This window comes from Cellulomonas oligotrophica (genome assembly GCF_013409875.1).
GTDB classification, from domain to species: domain Bacteria; phylum Actinomycetota; class Actinomycetes; order Actinomycetales; family Cellulomonadaceae; genus Cellulomonas; species Cellulomonas oligotrophica.
In genome coordinates this window covers 1,772,895-1,788,975 of record NZ_JACCBK010000001.1, presented here as the reverse complement: position 1 = coordinate 1,788,975, position 16,081 = coordinate 1,772,895, and the positions used below count along the sequence as shown (strand labels likewise).

Below are 16,081 nucleotides of genomic sequence, written 5' to 3'. Positions count from 1 at the left end.
CGCAGCCACCGCCCTCCCCGCGGTGAGCCTGTGCTCCGACGGGCGGTGCGCCTGCTCGCGGCGTTCGACGACGACCACCGCCACCTGGCGCTCGGCGCGCTCGCCGTCCGTGCCGGACTGCCGTTGAGCACGGCCAGCCGGCTCGCCGCCCAGCTCGTCGGTCTCGGCGTCCTCGACCGGGCCCGCGACGGCACGTTCGGCATCGGTCTGCGGCTGTGGGAGATCGCGTCGCTCGCCGAGACGACGGTCTCGTTGCGCGGTGCCGTCGCCCCGCTCCTCGACGACCTCGTCGCCGTGACCCGGCACCACGTCCAGCTCGTCGTCCGCGACGGCGAGGAGGGCCTCGTGCTCGACCGGCGGGACGGCCGCGACCCGCTGCCCGTGCACTACCACGTGGGCGGGCACCTTCCGCTGGTCCCCACCGCCGCCGGCCAGGTGCTGCTGGCGGCCGCCCCGCGTGGGCTCGTCGAGGAGATGCTCGCGCGCGGCACCTACGGGTGGCCGACCGTCGAGTGCCCCCGCCCGGCGCCCGACGAGGTCCGCGCGCAGGTCACCGAGGTGCGACGCACCGACCTGGCTGTCGTGCGCCGCCCCGCCGCGCCGGTCGTCTCGCTCGGGGTGCCGGTGCGCGACCGCACCGGTCAGGTCGTCGCCGCGATCGGGGTCGTCCTGCCCGCGGAGGGTGCCTCCGTGCCGCGTCTCGAACCGGTGCTGCGCGCCGCTGCCCGCGCCGCGACGCGCGCGGTCTCGGCCGGCGAGAAGGAGCGTCCGCCCGACTGGTCGCGCGGCTGACCGGCCCGCGGTGTCAGCGGAGCGGCACCGCCGAGAGGACCGGCCTGGTCGTGGACGCGCCGGGCGTGATCTGGAACGGGTGCAGGAGCCCGGTCACGGGCTTGGGCGGGGGAGGGGCCAGCTCGCCACGGCCCGAGGGCCGGGTGCCCGTGCGCAGCAGGGCGGTGGCCAGGGTGGTCGCGGCCGCGACGCCATCGACCACGGGCACGCCGATCGCGTCGGCGATCGTGCCGGTGAACGCGGCCATGCCCGCGCAGCCGAGGACGACGGCGTCGGAGCCGTCGCGCTCGACGGCGCGGGCGCACGCGGCGGTCACGCGCTCCAGGGCGCCGCTGGTGGGGTCGTCCAGCTCCAGCACGGGGATCTCGCAGGCGTGCACGCCCGCGCAGGCGGCGGCGAACCCGTACCGGTCGAGCAGCTCGTGGGCGCGGGGGACGGTGCGGCTCAGGGTCGTGACCACGCTGAACCGGCGCGCCACCAGGGCGGCGGCGTGGAACCCCGCCTGGGCGATGCCGAGCACGGGCCCGCGGGCGAGCTCGCGGGCGGCGTCGAGGCCGGGGTCGCCGAAGCACGCGACGACGTAGGCGTCGACCCCCTGGGCCTCGCCGAGCGCGACCTGCTCGAGCAGGCCGGGCACGGCGAGCGCCTCCTCGTAGTGCGACTCGATCGACGCGGGGCCCATGGTCGGCTGCACGGCGTCGACCAGGACGCCGGGGCCCGCCACCGCCCGGGCGGACCGGCCGACGAGGTCGGTCATCGCTCGGGTGGTGTTGGGGTTGATCACGCGCACGTGCACGGCGGGCTCCGGGGATCGGGGCGGGGGGTCGAGCGGGTGGTCAGGCGTGGTGGCTGACGACGGCGGGGACGTCGGTGCTGCCCACCGACACGTGCGGGTCGTCCGCGTCCAGCACGGGCATCTGCGGGTTGCGGCGCTCGAGCCAGACGAACATCGCGTAGCCCAGCCCGCAGCCGACGAACCACGAGTAGCTCGACAGCCACGTGACGTCGACGAGCCCGAGCTGCGCCAGCGGGCGGGGCAGCACGGCGGTGGCGACGGCGACGAGGCCGGCGGTCCCCACCGTGGCGAGGGCGTTGCGGTTGTAGCCGCGCGAGTACCAGTAGCGGCCGGTCGGGGCCATGGTGAACATGTCGTCGACGTGCACGCGCTGGCGGCCGATCACGTAGTAGCCGGCGATGAGGATGCCGAACAGCGGGCCGATGAGGGCGCCCAGCACACCGAGCGTGTAGTGGATCGCCTCGTCGTTGTCGTACCAGTTCCACGGCGTCAGCAGCACGGACCCGACGGCGGCGATCATGCCGCCGGCCCGCCAGGAGATCTTCTGCGGCGAGACGTTGGAGAAGTCGAACGCGGGGGAGATGAAGTTGGCGACGATGTTGATGCCGACGGTCGCGGTGACGAACGTCAGGCCGCCGAGCAGGATCGCGAACGGGGTGTCGATGGCCTCGACGGTCGCGATGGGGTCCGTGATCAGCTCGCCGAACACCGGGACGGTGGCGGATGCGCAGATGACGGTGAGCACCGAGAAGAAGAGAAAGTTGATCGGCAGGCCCAGCAGGTTGCCCTTCTTCACGGCCGCGAACGAGCGCCCGTACCGCGAGAAGTCGCCGAAGTTCAGCATGGGGCCGGAGAAGTACGAGACCACCAGCGCGATGGCGGACAGCATGACGGGGATCGACGCCGCGAAGGTCATCGGCGGGCCGGCGGACAGGTTGAGGGAGATGTTCGACCAGCCGGCCTCGGAGACGAGGTAGACGGCCATGACGATCATGACGACGTACACGGCGGGGCCGGCCCAGTCGATGAACCGGCGGATCGTCTCCATGCCGTGCCAGAACAGCGCGGCCTGCGCGCACCACAGGATCGCGTAGGAGATCCAGCCGAGCGCGTTCAGCCCCAGGAACGACGGCTCCAGCAGCGCGGCCGAGGCGGGCACGAACTTGAGGAAGATGATGTTCAGCGACTCCGCGGCGAGGAACGTCTGCACGCCGTACCAGGCGACGGCGATGAGGCCGCGGATGATCGCCGGCACGTTGGCCCCGAGCACGCCGAACACCGCGCGGTTGATCACCGGGTAGGGCACGCCCGTCTTCTGCGACGGCTTGGCGACGAGGTTGCAGAACACCTGCACGATGACGATGCCGACGACGAGCGAGACGAGCACCTGCCAGCTGGCGATGCCGAGCGCGAACAGCGACCCGGCGGTGACGTACCCGCCGACGGAGTGCACGTCGGACATCCAGAACGCGAAGATGTTGTACGACGACCAGGTCTGCTTCTTCAGCGGGGCCAGGTCCTCGTTGGTCAGGCGCGGGTCGTAGGTCGCCTTCACCTCGCCGTCGCCGACGGGCATGCCGGCGGCCTCGACGAGGTCGTTCGGTCGTGCGTCGGCGGGCGCGGGCGGCGCGGTGGTCGCGGCGGCGGCGGTGTGCGGGCTGTCGGGCTGCGGTGCGGTCATGGCTGTCCTCGCTCGGGGGAGGCGTTCACCCTGGTCGGGTCGGGTGCGGGTCACGTACGGTGAAGCGATCACTGCAGGCGCATGACGCCGGAGGCTCGGTTGTGAATCTATGACTTCACAACCGAGGGCCGGTTTCGCCCGTGTGAACTTCCTGCTTCACCTGTGGGTCGTGGACTGGCGACCAGGACGGAGACCGCCCGTGACGACGACCTCCGGCGAGGACACCGGACGCCTCCTCGAGCACTTCGACACCGAGGTGCTCGGCGCCCGGCTGCGCGCGCTGCGCGAGGCCCGCGGGCTGACGCTGCGCGAGGTCGGCGGGCGGCTCGGCATCTCCGCGTCCGCGGTGTCGCAGATCGAGCGCGGCGTCCTGCGCCCCTCGGTCAACCGCCTCTTCGAGCTCGTCACCGCCGTCGACGCCACGCTCGTCGACGTCTTCGGCTCGGGCGGCACCGACCAGGTCGAGCTCTCCGCCCCCGCGCCCGACGGCTACGTCGTGCGCCGCGCCGTCGAGGCCGAGCAGGTCACGCTCGAGGGCGGCGTCACCTTCCGACGCCTGTCACCGGGCGTCTCGCACGACGTCGACTTCTTCGAGTCCACCTACCCGCCGCACACCGTCGCCGGCCGCCAGCACGAGCTCATCACGCACCACGGGTACGAGATCGGCACCGTCACCCGCGGCGAGCTGACCGTGGACTTCGCCGACGAGCGCGTCGTCCTGCGCCCCGGCGACACCATCTCCTACGCCTGCTCCAGCCCGCACCGCCTGAGCAACCGCTCCGACGACGTCACCGTCGCCACCTGGGTCATCGTCCACCCCGGCGCCGCTCGGCCTGCCTGACCCCGCGGGGCACCCTGCCCGCTCAGCCGGCGGCGTCGAGGCGGTCGGCGACGTCGGCGGGGAAGCCGCCCGTGGCCAGGGGCCCCCAGCGTTCGGGGGTGACGCGCACCAGGCTCTTGCCCTGCAGGCGCATCGCGGCGCGGTACTCGTCCCAGTCGGGGTGCTCGCCGGCGATGCACCGGAAGTAGTCGACCAGCGCGTCCTCCGCCTCCGGCATGTGCAGCACCTCGGCCGACCCGTCGACCTGCACCCACGGACCGTCCCACTCGTCCGAGAGCACGCACACGCTCACCCGCGGGTCCCGCTCGGCGTTGCGCGTCTTGGCCCGGCCCGGGTACGTCGAGACGACGATCCGCCCCTGCTCGTCCACGCCCCCGCTGACCGGCGAGACCTGCGGGCGCCCGTCCCGGCGGGTCGTGACCAGCAGCATGCGGTGCCGCGGCCGCACGAAGTCCAGCAGCGCGGCGAGGTCGACGGGTGTGGTGGTGGCGATGGTGCGTCCCATGCGGGGCACGCTACGTCGCGCGCGACGCCTCCGCACGGTCCGCGCGGTCACCGACGTAGGGCGTCCCAGGCGGCCTTGGTGGAGGCGGGGAGCTCGCGGGCGTGCCAGAGGACGGCCTGCCACGGGCGGGCGCTCTGCGCGGAGACACCCACGCCGACGACGTCGATGCCGGCCGTGCGGCACGAGAACAGGGCCCGGCGCAGGTGGTAGTCCTGCGTGAGCACCACGGCGGCGTCCACGCCGAGCAGGTCGTGGGCGCGCACGCAGCTGCTCACGGTGTCGAACCCCTCGTCGTCGCGGACCACGGCCTCGGGCGGGACGCCGTGCTCGACGAGGTACGCCAGCATCGCGCCCGGCTCGTCGTGGTCGGGTCCGGAGCGGTCGCCGCTGACCAGGATCGTCGTGACGACGCCGCGGTCGAGCAGGTCGACGGCCGCGTCGAGGCGGCGGGCGAGGTACGGGCTCGGGGTGCCGGCGCCCGTGAGGCCCGCGCCGAGGACCAGCGCGACCGGGCGGGCGGGGACGTCGGCCGGGTCGGGCACGACGTACCGCTGGCCGACCGTCTGCACGACCGTGAACGGCGCGAGCCCGAGCACCAGGGCGACGACGAGCACGACGAGCGCCCGGCGACGGCGGGCGGCGCGCGTGACGACCGCGGACCGGGCCGGGCGCGCGGCGGTGCGGGCCGGGCTCATGCCTCGCCGGGCAGCGCCCTGCGCACCACCAGGCGGGTCCACGAGCCGAGGTACAGCCGGTCGCCGTCCTGCAGCTCGTGCCGCTGGCCCGGCGGGATCGGCGTGCTCGGCAGGGGTGCGCCCACGCGCGCGACGTAGGTGCCGTTGGACGACTGCAGGTCCTCCACCCACCAGCGCGAACCGTCGGTGTTGAGCTGGCAGTGCCGGCGCGAGACGCCCGAGTCGGCACCCGCGTCGACCTGCGGCCGGATGTTGCGCGACACCGACGGGCGGCCGACGAGCACGCTGCGCTCGCGCAGCGGCACGAGCACCGGCAGCCCCACCGAGGGCATCGGGTCCTCGGGCTGCTGCTCGGCGTACCAGTCGGGGTCGATCCACAGCTCGGCGACCCACGCGTCCTCGCCCGGCACGGGCGGGGCGGGTGACGGGGTCGTCGTCCCGGCGGCGGGCGCGGCTGCCGCCGTGCCCGGGGTGCCGGACGTCGGTGGCGTGAGCGGCGTCGGAGGGCTCAGCGGGGTCGGCGGGCTGAGCGGTGCCGGCGGGGCGAGGGGCGTGGGTGCCGCGACGGGCGTCGCACCGGTCGTGAAGTCGTACCCGCAGCCCTCGCAGAACAGCGCCCCGGACGCGGCGGGGGTGCCGCAGTGCGGGCAGGTGGTCGGGGAGGATGCGGTGGCCGGCGCGGCCGGTGCCGGGGCGGCGCCGCCGGCGGGGATCGGGGCGCCGCAGACGTCGCAGTAGTCGGTCGACGCGCTGACGTGCCCGTCGGGGCAGACGACCGTGCTCATCGCCGCACCCGGCTCGTCTTGGTCGACGCGGTGTCCAGCGCCATCTCGTCGAGCTTCGACGCGCTGCGCTTCAGGCGCACGGTGCCGTGCTCCTCGTCGTCGATCTCGACCACGCGCCGCAGCCGGGAGGTGGCCTCGGCGTTGCCGGTCTCCTTGGCGAGCTGCACGGCGCGGCCCAGCTTGACGGTGGCGGTGGCCTCGTCGCCCGCGGCCTTGGCGGCCAGGCCCTCCTGGATGACGTCGGCGAGCTCGGCCTGCCCGGTGTAGTGCGCGACCTCCGGGCTGATCCGCGCCGTCAGCGACGAGTCGTCCGACCAGACGGCCTTGACCAGGCCCGACGCGACGACCTCGTCGGCCACGGCGAGCTGCACCCGCGCGGCGAGCTGCTCCGAGCCCACCGGCTTCGACGGCAGGCGGACGGCCACGTGGTAGTCGCGGGACTCGTCGGCCCACGCACCGGTGGGGTACGCGCCGATCAGCGGCGTGACGACCGTGCGCCGGGCAGTGAGGTCCTCGACGGTCGGCGCGACCTGGCGGACGAACAGCACCTGACCGCCCTGCGGCGTCCACACCCGCAGCTGGGCGTCGGCCACGCCGCGGGCCATCGACGCGGTCAGCAGGTCGCGGAAGTCGTCGGCGATGCCCGCGGGGTCGGCGATGAGCTCGACGCCGCCGAGCAGGGCGGTGGCGACCTCGCGCAGCTCGTCGACCTGCCAGTGCGAGCCCACGCCGCGCGCGTCGCACTGGAACCGGCCCGTGACGTCGCGGACCGCGGCGCTGAGCTCGGTCCGCGGCTCGGACTCGTTCTTGCCGTCGGTCAGCAGGATCGCGTGCCGCTGCGTCGCGGCGGGCTGGGTCGCGAAGATCTGGTCGGCCAGCCGCAGCCACGTGCTCATCGCCGTGCCGCCCTGCGCCACGAGGCGCTCCACGGCGCGCTTGCCCTCCGCACGGGCCCGCGGCTCCATCTGCACGATCGCGACCGGGGCGTTCGGGTACGGGAACACGCGCTGCGCGACGTGGCTGCCGCTGACGATCGCGAACCACGTGCCGTCGGGGATGTGGTCGAGCGCGACCTGCGCGGCGTGCTTCGCCGCGGCCAGCGTCTGACCGGTCATCGAGCCCGACGTGTCGACCATGATGATCTCGGCGACGCCGCCCGCGGTGGTCGCCGCCCCGCCCACGCCCTCGGCGGTGACCGTGACGATCGCGTGGGCGTCCGTCCCGCCGTCGGGCAGGAACTCGTTCTGGAAGACCTCGGCACGGAACGTGGCCACGGTGCTGGCTCCTCGGCGGTGACGGTGGGTGAGGACGGACGACGGCGGGCGGGGTCGGCGGCGACGCTCCCGGTCAGGGCGTCGGCGGCCCTCCTGGGAGGCTACCGGGCGCCGTGCGGTCGAGGCGGGCCAGCGCGACCGTGACGTTGTCGTGCCCGCCCTGCGCGTTGGCCCAGGCGACGAGGTCACGGGCGAGGGCGGCCGGGTCCGGGCCGACCCGACCCACGGCGGCGCGGAGCTGATCGGCCACCACCTCGGGCGCCGAGGCGTAGTTCCACAGCCCGTCCGAGCACGCGAGCACCCAGCCGGGCCCCGCGGGGCGCACCGCGACGGTCCGCGCCGTCGTGGTCGGCGCGTCGACGCCCAGCCACCGCGTGATCGCGTGCGCGTCCCGCGCGGACTCGGCCTCCTCCCGGCTCATGCCCGCGGCGACGCGCTCGGCGGCCAGGGAGTCGTCGACGGTGAGCTGCGCGGGGGTGCCGTCGTCGGGCAGCCAGTACGCGCGGGAGTCGCCCAGCCACCCGGCGACCACCAGGCCGGGGGAGGCGAGGGCGGCGACGAACGTGCACGACGGCGGGTCCTCGCGGGTCGCCGCGTCGGCCACGGCGTCGCGCACGGCGCCGTCCGCCGCCTCGCCGGCGAGCACCAGCAGCCGGGACCACGCGTCCGGGTCGGGCTCCGGGGCGGGGGCGGCCTCGACCCCGGTGACGAGCACGTCGCGGGCGGCGCGGGCGGCGGCCAGCGCCGCCCGGTCGGAGTCCGGTGCGGACCCGACCCCGTCGCACACCACGAGCACACTGACGTCGTCGACCACGCCGAGGGCGAGGGCGTCCTCGTTGCGGCGACGGCGCACCCCCACGTCGGTCACGGCGGCGACGTGCGGGGCGGCCCGCTCCTCGTAGCGGTCGCGCGCCGACGGCGCCCGGGTGCCGCACTCGAGGCAGTACCCGTCGGGTGCGACGGCCCCGCCGCAGGCCGTGCAGCCTGCCGTGCCCGTGGCGTCGCCGGCGTCGACGGCGGGAGCACCGTCCGGCGCGGTCGGTGCCGCCGCGGCCGCCGGTGCGGACAGGGGCGCGCCGCAGGCCTCGCAGAACCGGGCCCCCGGCCCCGCGCCCTCGCCGCAGGCGGGGCAGGCCGTCACGGTCACCACAGCGACCACCGGCGGACGGTGTTGGCGCGGTCCACCAGCGCGACCCGGTCGGCGCGGTCCGGCACGAGGGCCGCCTGCTCGCGCAGGGCGCCCTCCAGCGCCGTGCGCAGGTCGTCCTCGGTCGCGGCGGCGCCGTCGAGCGTCACCCCGGGCACCGCGCCCGTCGTGCCGACCACGTCCAGCGCCGTGGTCAGCACCGCCGTGCGCAGCGCGGCGCGCGCCGCGGCGTCGAGCTGCACGGGACGGACCGAGTCGAGCGCGGCCGCCAGCGACGGCAGGTCGCGGCGGGTGCGGGCCAGCACCTGGGCGCGCAGCAGCCGGGCGTCCGGGTACGAGCTGCGTGTCGCGGTCACCAGGTCGAGCGCACCGAGCGCGCCGTCGACGTCGTCCGCCGCCAGCCGCAGCCGGGCCAGCCCGAACGCCGCGGGCGCGGTGTAGTTGGCGTCGGCGTACGCGCACGTCGCGTAGAGCTGCTCCGCCACGAACGGCTCGCCCGAGGTCTCGCACGCGACCGCCAGCGCCAGCTTCGGCGCCAGCTCGCCCGGCACCTGCCCGTACACGGCGTTGAACGACGCCCGCGCCGCCACGGCGTCACCCGCCGCGAGCTGGGCCAGCCCCTGCGTCCACACCGCCCGCCACTCCCACGGGTCGTCCGCCAGCACCGCCTCGACGGCCTCGCGCACGACCTCCGGGCGGCCCGCCTCGATGGCCGTGGTCGCGCGCAGCAGGCGCACCTCGACCGTGTCGGCGGGGGAGTCCGCCAGCGCGGCCAGGCGCTGCACCGGGTCGGCCACGTTGACGCCCGAGAGCCAGCCCGCGGCCGCGTCGTCGGGGTCGACCTTGAGCGCCGGCAGCTCGTCCCACGCGAGGGGACGCTCCACCTGGTCGGTCGTCGGCGGCTCGAACAGCACCGACGCGGCGCTCGTCAGCGGCGGGTCGCCGGCGCCGCGGTCGGCCGCGACGACCTCGCGCAGCACGCCCAGCACCTGCGCGCGCATCTCGTCGACCGTGGCGAAGCGGTCCGACGGGTCGGGCGCGCACGCCTTGGCGAGCAGCCGGTAGAACGAGTCGTACCGCGCGAACACCGGGGTGTCCTCGACCGGGGGCAGCGCGGCGACGTAGGTCGTGGTGTTGCCGCGGAAGTCCAGCACCAGCGTCGCCAGGGTCCGGCCGATCGTGTAGACGTCGGACGCGACCGACGGGCCGACCTCCGCCACCTCCGGCGCCTGGTAGCCCACCGTGCCGTAGATCGCCGAGTGCTCGTCGTCGACCCGGCGCACGCCGCCGAGGTCGATGAGCTTGAGCGCGTCGCCGGCCTGGATGATGTTGTCCGGCTTGAAGTCGCAGTACAGCAGGCCCAGGTCGTGCAGGTACCCGAACGCCGGCAGCACCTCCAGCACGTACGCCAGCGCCTGGTCCACGGGCAGCGGGTCCACCCGTCCGGCGGCCTCGCGCCGGTCGGTCAGCAGCTCCTTGAGGGAGCGGCCGCCGACGAACTCCATGACGGTGTACCCGTCGCCGTCGTGCTCGACGAAGTTGTAGATCTCGACGACCAGCGGGTGCTCGACGCGCGCGAGGAACTGCCGCTCCGAGATCGCCGCCTGCACCGCGTCCGCGTCGCCCGTGTTCAGCAGGCCCTTGAGCACGACCCACCGGCCCGACACGTTCCGGTCCCGGGCCAGGTAGATCCAGCCCATGCCGCCGTGCGCGAGGCAGCCGACGACCTCGTACTGCCCGCCCACGAGCGTGCCGGGCGCCAGCCGCGGGTCGAAGTCGAACCGCGCCCCGCACTGCGCGCAGAAGCCCTGGGTGCGCGCGGGCACGCCCTCGCGGCCCCGGCCGACGGGCTCCCCGCACGCCGCGCAGAACCGCTTGCGCTCGGGCACCTGCGGGTCGGCCATCACGGCCTGCAGCGGGTCCGCCACGGGGGCCGGCGGCACCGTCGTCAGGCCCGCGCCCAGGCGCGCCCGGCGCAGGCGGGTCGACGACGTGCCGAGCCGCCGCGTCGCGCGCGTGCCCGTCGCGGTGGTGCGGGCCGAACCCAGCGCGGCCGACGCCAGCCGGGTCGAGCTCGTGCGCCCGGTGCGCGTGGACCGCTCGGCGTCCGGGTCGCCGGCGGCGCCCGGGGTCGGCACGCCCGCGGCGATGCCGGTGCCGAGCATGGACGACGGGGTGCGCGCGGCACCGGTCGCCGAGCCCGTGGTGGCCGTGCTGGTGGTGCCCGTGCTGGTCGACGCCGCGCCGGCGGGTGCGGGCGAGCCGCACACGTCGCACCAGCCGTCCTCGTACCGGCCCGTGCACCCGGCCTCGCGGCAGGCTGTCGTGCTGGTCATCGGGCTCCTCCTCGTCCGCCCGGCAGCGGCCGGGCGAGGTGCTCGTACTGCTCGACGAGTGCGCGCGCCAGGTCGACGTCGCAGGGGGTGGTCTCCACGGCCGTGCGCGCCTCGTCGTGCGCGGCGCGCACCGTCGGCGACGCGTCGCGGCCGTTGCCCGCCGCGAGGGTCACCGCCTGGCCGAGGCGGTAGCGCAGGCGCGCCCGCTCCCGCAGGGGCTCGGAGTAGGCGTCCTGCGCCGCGTCGAGCGCGCGCCCGACCGCGTCGAGGCGCGCCACGAACGCGTCCAGCCCCGCCCGGTCCTCGGGCACCGGGCCCAGCCGCGAGACGTCCGGCACCGCGTTCCGCGGCGGGTGCGCGACCTCGCGGCGGCACCGGTCGGCCAGCTCGTGCAGCGCGGGCTCGCGGGCCTCCAGCGCGGCGGCCGTCGCCAGCGCGTCCGCCCGCGCCCGCGTCAGCGACCGGCGCTGCGACACCGCCACCATGAGGTCGCGCTCCGCGTGCGCGACCCGCGTCTCCAGCTCCGCGAGCGGCCCGGACACGTCGCCGCCGCGCGAGGCCTGCGCCGACAGCCGCTCCTCGCGCTCGCGCAGCGCCGCCAGCCGGGCCACCGCCTCGCCGTCGCCGGACGCGAGGTCCTCCGCCCGCACCAGCGCCGCCCGCACCCCCCGCAGCCGTGCGACCACGTCGGCGGAGTCCGGGTCGAACGCCAGCCGGGTGCGCAGCGCCGCGACCATCGCGTCGCACAGCGTCACCGCCTCCGGCAGGGATACCGCCGACGCGCCGGGACGCGTGTCGACCCGCCCCCAGACCAGCTGCGACATCCGCTCGCGCTCCACGGCCGTCACCCGGCCGCCGTCCCACACCACCAGCAGCTCGTCGGCGCGCGTGCGCACCGACTGCCACACCGTCAGCGCCAGCACCACGTCCGGGGTGTACCGCTCCGCGTCCGTCGCCGCCTGCGCCGCCGTGTCCAGCGCGTCCAGGCGGGTGCGCCGGTCGTCCAGCCACGCCAGCAGGCCGTCGAGGTACCGCATCAGGTCCGCCGCCGGGGCCGCCTCGCCCAGGCGACCCGGAGCGACGGGCGCGACGACCTCGCTCGCGGCAGCCACGGCCGTGCCGCTCACGAGCGCCCGTACACGGACGCCGGCGGTGCCGGTGCCGGGCCGAGCGCGTCGCCGAGCCACCGGTCGTACGCCTGCTCCCACGTGCCGTCGGCCTTCGCCGCGTCCAGCACCGCGTTGACGTACCGCACCAGGTCCACCTGGTCGGCCGCCACGCCCAGGCCGTACGGCTCGGCGCTGAACGCCTCCCCGACCACCTGCGCGTACGGGTCCTGCGCCACGAACCCGGCCAGCACCGTGTCGTCGCCCGTGATCGCGTCGACCCGGCCCTGCTGGAACAGCGCCAGGCATGCCGAGTGCGTCGGCGCCCCCACGGCCTCGACGTCGTACGCCTCCAGGCGGTCCAGCGTCGTCGTGCCCTCCGGCGCGCACACCCGCTGCCCGTCGAGGTCCTCGATGCCCGTCGCCTCGGACTCGGTGCTCACCAGCACCTTCTGCCCGGCCGTGAGGTACTCGGCCGAGAACGCCACGTCCTGCCACCGCTCGCACGTGATGCTGAACGCGCGCGCCACCAGGTCGACCTCGTGCGCCTCCAGCAGGGGGATCCGGTCCGCGGCCGTGATGACGCGGAACGTCACCGCGTCGGCGTCGCCCAGCAGCTCCTGCGCCACCAGGCGCGCGACGTCGATGTCGAAGCCCTCGATCTGCCCCGTGAAGGGGTTGCGGGCACCCATCTGCAACGTGTCCGCCGAGACGCCGACGACGAGGGTGCCGCGCTCGCGGATCTCGGCCATCGTGCTGCCCGACCCGATGTCCGTGCCGGACGTCGGCGCGTACGACGTCGTGGCGTCCTCGCACTCCTCCGCCGCGAGCACCGGACCGGCCTGGGGTGCCTCGGCCGCAGCGGGCGCCGCCGCCGGCGCAGGGGACGGCCCGGTCGCGCAGCCGGTCAGCACGGGGCCCACCAGCAGGCCCACCAGCAGGGCCGCCGCGACCGTGCGCGTGCGAGGGCTCGTGCGTGCGCTCACCGGTACTCCTCTCGTCGGGCCCGCAGGCCGGTCCACGCCAGCACGGCACCGACCACGCCGAGCGCGGCCGCGAGCCACCCGACGGCGAGGCCTCCCGGTCGCAGACCGTCCGCGACCTGCGCGTCGCCCGCGGCCACCGCCTCGGACAGCGCCGCCGACAGCTCGTCGAACAGCGCCGGTGGTGCCTGCGGCTCCTCGCTCGTCACCAGGGCGACGGCGCCGTCCCAGTCGCCCGCGTCGTCCAGCGCCCGGACCTCGGCATGTGCGGCGAGCCACGCGTCGAGGAGCGCGGGCGACGTCGGGTCCAGCCGCACGCCGTCGACCTCGAGCGCCGACCGGGCCTGCGCGACGCTGCCCTGGAAGGACTCCTCGTACTCCGCGCCCGAACCGCGACGGATCAGCGTGAAGGCCTCGCGCGAGCGGGCGTCGTTGACCAGCGCGAACGCCTGCGAGGTCGCGACCGTCGCGGCGTACTCGTCGTCGTGCACGCTGCTGGCGCGCGCCTCGGCGGACCCGGTGGCCGCACCGGCCGCGACGCCCGCGACCAGCACGGCCAGCGTCGCACCGACCAGACCGAGGTTGAGCCGCCGCCGTGTGCGACGCGCCACCCACACCTGCACCGACACCAGCACCACGAGCGCGAGGACCGTGAGCGCCACCACCAGCGGTGCGGCGGTGCGCACGGTCGCGAGCTCGGCGTCGACGCGGTCCTGCTCGGCGGCCACCAGCACGTCGAGCGTCGGCACGACGTCCTCGCGGAGGACCGTGGACGCCTCCTCCAGGTAGGCCGAGGCGACGGGGAAGCCCTGGCGGTTGTTGGCGCGGGCCTGCTCGACCAGTCCGGTGTACGTGGTCAGGTCCGCGGTCACGGCCGCGAGCTCGTCGGCGCCGTCCGGCCCGCTGGCCGCCAGCCGTGCCAGGGCCTGCGCCCCGGCGTCGACCGACGCGTCGTACCGGGCCCGCAGGTCCTGCGGCTCGAGCCCGCCCACGAGGAACGCGGTCGTGGCGGCGGCGTCGGCCGCGACGAGCTGGTTGCGGGCGTCCTGCAGCCCGACGAGCTGGGCCGCGGAGTCGCGCGCCTCGTCGAGGGCAGCGACCTGGCTGGTCACGGTCGTCAGCGCGAGCAGGCCCGTCAGCGCGGCGACGACCGCCGCGGTCGCGCCCCACACGCGCAGCCCGCCCGGCGTGGACCGCCATCCGCTCGTCGGGTGCCCCGCCGGGGCGCTGCCGGGGGCGGCGGGCGGGGACGTGGTGGCCACGGTCGTGCTCACGCGGGCTCCTCGGTCGGCGGGACGGGCAGGTCGCTCGGCGGGACGGGCAGGTCGGTCGCGACGTCGGCGACGTCGGTCGCGAGGTCCTCGGGCAGCAGGGTGCGCAGCTGCTCGACGGTCGGCGCGTCGACGTCGCGCAGGCGCCACGCGTGCCGCAGCACCGCGCGGTCCAGCAGGTTCCGCGCGAAGCGGCCGTTGCCGAACCCCTCGTGCCGGGGCTGCGCGGCGGCGATCTGCTCGACCAGGTCCAGCGCCGCGTCGGACGGCTCGAAGTCCGCACGCCGCGCGGCCAGGGCGAAGATCTCGCGCAGCTGTGCGTCGGTGTAGTCGTCGAACGTCACGGTCGTCGCGAACCGGCTCTGCAGGCCGGGGTTGGTCAGCAGGAACCGGCCCATCGGCACCGGGTAGCCGGCGACCACCACCACGAGGTCGTCGCGGTGGTCCTCCATGTCCTTGACCAGCGTGTTCACGGCCTCCGTGCCGTACTGGTCGTCGGCCAGCGCGTACGCCTCGTCGATGAACAGCACCCCGCCCAGCGCGCGCTGCACCACCTCCGTCGTGCGGGTGGCCGTCTGCCCCAGGTAGCCCGCGACCAGCTCGGACCGGTCGACCTCCACCAGGTGCCCGCTGCTGAGCAGCCCGAGCGCGCGGTACAGCCCGGCGACCAGGCGCGCGACCGTGGTCTTGCCCGTGCCGGGGTTGCCGACGAACACCAGGTGCCGCGTCAGCGACGGCCGGGTCAGGCCCGCGTCGGTGCGCAGGCGCTCGACGCGCAGCACCTGCGCCTGCTGACGGATCTCCTTCTTCACCGCGTCGAGGCCCACGAGCGCGTCGAGCTCGGCGAGCAGCTCGTCGTACGTCTTCTCCGGCGGCGCGGGCTCCGCCACGCGTGCCGCCGGTGCGGGTGCGGCCGGCGTGCCGACCGGGCGCGCGGCACCCGACGGCCCGGCAGCGCCCGTGCCCCCGGGTGCGGCAGCACGCTGCACCGCCGCCGTCACCGACGCCGTGGCGACCACCTGCAGGTCGGGCGTCCCCAGGTCGCACGCGGCCGAGACGAGCACGGCCAGCGCGTCGGCGTACGCGGGTGCGTGCGGCGAGGCGTCCGCGACGAGCGCGCCCAGCAGGTCGGTGGGCGCGTGCCGCCACCGCCGCGCCGAGCCCGCCGCCCCGAAGAACCCCGTGAGGTCGTCGTCGCGCCGGCCCACCGCCGCGGCCCACGCCGCCGCGGCACCCGGGGCCGACTCCGCCACCGCCGCGGCCAGCCGCTCACCCTCGTCCCGCACCGCGTCCGGCGCCAGCCCCGCGGCCGTCCCGGCCGCGACCAGGGCGTCGAGCGACGCGGCGAGCGTGCTCACGGCGCACCCGGCCCGGGGTGGTCCAGCGACGACTGCCCGAACGTGTCCGCCAGGAACTGCCCGTGCGCGACCAGCGCCTGCGCGTCCGCCCGGTACACCGCGTCGCTGATCTTCTCCAGCGTCACCGCGAGCAGGTCGAGCTGGTCGCACAGCAGCATCAGCGAGGTCTTCCCGCGGGAGACCACCCGCCGGTCGGCGAAGTCGCGCGGCAGCCGCAGGTACCCCTCGACCGCCTCGGGCAGGTAGCTCGTGGCCGTCGCGACCACCGTGTACGCCTGGCGGTCGCCGACCCCGAACCGGTCCAGGCGCGGCACCATGTCCTCGACCGTCCCCGTGATGCGGTGCACCCGCGCGGTCACCGCCGCGGGCACCCGGCCCTCGATGCGCGCCTCGACGTCGCGGACCGCGTCGGCGATCTGCTCCGCCGTCGGCGGCGGGTCCTCCACCACGACCGGCGCGCGCGAGCGCCCGAGCAGACGCGCGACGAGGTCGCCCAGACCGCTCACCTGCC

15 protein-coding genes are annotated in these 16,081 nt (G+C 76.0%); 2 read left to right on the top strand and 13 right to left on the bottom strand.

Translation table 11 applies throughout. From position 1 onward, the window contains the following. Positions 1–30 precede the first annotated feature (30 nt). Positions 31–792, top strand: coding sequence for an IclR family transcriptional regulator (locus BKA21_RS07855; RefSeq protein WP_203793367.1), 762 nt, complete (start codon positions 31–33; stop codon positions 790–792). A gap of 13 nt (positions 793–805) precedes the next feature. Here BKA21_RS07855 and BKA21_RS07850 read toward each other — a convergent pair whose 3' ends face one another. Continuing rightward, positions 806–1,588 (bottom strand): aspartate/glutamate racemase family protein, encoded by a 783-nt coding sequence (locus BKA21_RS07850; protein WP_140457714.1) that lies wholly within the window; start codon positions 1,586–1,588, stop codon positions 806–808. 40 nt (positions 1,589–1,628) lie between these two features. After that, positions 1,629–3,269 (bottom strand): NCS1 family nucleobase:cation symporter-1, encoded by a 1,641-nt coding sequence (locus BKA21_RS07845; RefSeq protein WP_140457713.1) that lies wholly within the window; start codon positions 3,267–3,269, stop codon positions 1,629–1,631. Positions 3,270–3,468: 199 nt separating this feature from the next. Between BKA21_RS07845 and BKA21_RS07840 the strand changes: the two genes are divergently transcribed. Next, on the top strand, positions 3,469–4,110 hold the full coding sequence (locus tag BKA21_RS07840) for a helix-turn-helix domain-containing protein (RefSeq protein ID WP_203793369.1): 642 nt from the start codon (positions 3,469–3,471) through the stop codon (positions 4,108–4,110). 22 nt (positions 4,111–4,132) lie between these two features. On the opposite strand, the gene BKA21_RS07835 is transcribed toward BKA21_RS07840, so the two are convergent. The 11 genes from BKA21_RS07835 to BKA21_RS07790 form a co-directional block, all read right to left on the bottom strand. Then, entirely contained in the window at positions 4,133–4,615 is a 483-nt protein-coding gene (locus BKA21_RS07835) for a PPOX class F420-dependent oxidoreductase (RefSeq protein ID WP_140457711.1), read from the bottom strand. Positions 4,616–4,662: 47 nt separating this feature from the next. Further along, positions 4,663–5,310: a SanA/YdcF family protein gene (locus BKA21_RS07830; RefSeq protein ID WP_140457710.1), complete on the bottom strand. Its 648-nt coding sequence runs from the start codon at positions 5,308–5,310 to the stop codon at positions 4,663–4,665. Then, positions 5,307–6,095, bottom strand: coding sequence for an FHA domain-containing protein (locus tag BKA21_RS07825; RefSeq protein ID WP_140457709.1), 789 nt, complete (start codon positions 6,093–6,095; stop codon positions 5,307–5,309). The genes BKA21_RS07830 and BKA21_RS07825 overlap by 4 nt, the downstream gene beginning before the upstream one ends. Beyond that, positions 6,092–7,369: a VWA domain-containing protein gene (locus BKA21_RS07820; RefSeq protein WP_140457708.1), complete on the bottom strand. Its 1,278-nt coding sequence runs from the start codon at positions 7,367–7,369 to the stop codon at positions 6,092–6,094. The genes BKA21_RS07825 and BKA21_RS07820 overlap by 4 nt, the downstream gene beginning before the upstream one ends. A gap of 73 nt (positions 7,370–7,442) precedes the next feature. After that, the gene (locus BKA21_RS07815; RefSeq protein ID WP_140457707.1) at positions 7,443–8,528 is read right to left on the bottom strand and encodes a protein phosphatase 2C domain-containing protein; all 1,086 of its coding nucleotides are present in this window, start codon (positions 8,526–8,528) and stop codon (positions 7,443–7,445) included. Then, positions 8,513–10,852, bottom strand: a complete 2,340-nt coding sequence (locus tag BKA21_RS07810; protein WP_140457706.1) for a serine/threonine-protein kinase — start codon at positions 10,850–10,852, stop codon at positions 8,513–8,515. Before BKA21_RS07810 ends, BKA21_RS07815 begins: the two co-directional genes overlap by 16 nt. Continuing rightward, the gene (locus BKA21_RS07805) at positions 10,849–11,979 is read right to left on the bottom strand and encodes a hypothetical protein (RefSeq protein WP_140457705.1); all 1,131 of its coding nucleotides are present in this window, start codon (positions 11,977–11,979) and stop codon (positions 10,849–10,851) included. Before BKA21_RS07805 ends, BKA21_RS07810 begins: the two co-directional genes overlap by 4 nt. Next, positions 11,976–12,944: a glutamate ABC transporter substrate-binding protein gene (locus BKA21_RS19460; protein WP_140457704.1), complete on the bottom strand. Its 969-nt coding sequence runs from the start codon at positions 12,942–12,944 to the stop codon at positions 11,976–11,978. Before BKA21_RS19460 ends, BKA21_RS07805 begins: the two co-directional genes overlap by 4 nt. After that, positions 12,941–14,215 carry a GlnX family signal transduction membrane protein gene (locus BKA21_RS19455; RefSeq protein WP_140457703.1) on the bottom strand — a complete coding sequence of 425 codons (1,275 nt, stop codon included), beginning with the start codon at positions 14,213–14,215 and terminating at the stop codon, positions 12,941–12,943. The genes BKA21_RS19460 and BKA21_RS19455 overlap by 4 nt, the downstream gene beginning before the upstream one ends. Next, a complete protein-coding gene (locus BKA21_RS07795; RefSeq protein WP_140457702.1) occupies positions 14,212–15,570 on the bottom strand; it encodes an AAA family ATPase in 1,359 nt (452 codons plus the stop codon). Before BKA21_RS07795 ends, BKA21_RS19455 begins: the two co-directional genes overlap by 4 nt. Then, entirely contained in the window at positions 15,567–16,076 is a 510-nt protein-coding gene (locus BKA21_RS07790) for a hypothetical protein (protein WP_140457701.1), read from the bottom strand. Before BKA21_RS07790 ends, BKA21_RS07795 begins: the two co-directional genes overlap by 4 nt. Positions 16,077–16,081 lie beyond the last annotated feature (5 nt).

What these genes read in the sequence shown, in the direction of transcription:
- BKA21_RS07845 (WP_140457713.1), bottom strand. Translation starts at nt 3,269, where the DNA reads ATGACCGCACCGCAGCCCGACAGCCCGCACACCGCCGCCGCCGCGACC.
- BKA21_RS07835 (WP_140457711.1), bottom strand. Translation starts at nt 4,615, where the DNA reads ATGGGACGCACCATCGCCACCACCACACCCGTCGACCTCGCCGCGCTG.
- BKA21_RS07830 (WP_140457710.1), bottom strand. Translation starts at nt 5,310, where the DNA reads ATGAGCCCGGCCCGCACCGCCGCGCGCCCGGCCCGGTCCGCGGTCGTC.
- BKA21_RS07825 (WP_140457709.1), bottom strand. Translation starts at nt 6,095, where the DNA reads ATGAGCACGGTCGTCTGCCCCGACGGGCACGTCAGCGCGTCGACCGAC.
- BKA21_RS07810 (WP_140457706.1), bottom strand. Translation starts at nt 10,852, where the DNA reads ATGACCAGCACGACAGCCTGCCGCGAGGCCGGGTGCACGGGCCGGTAC.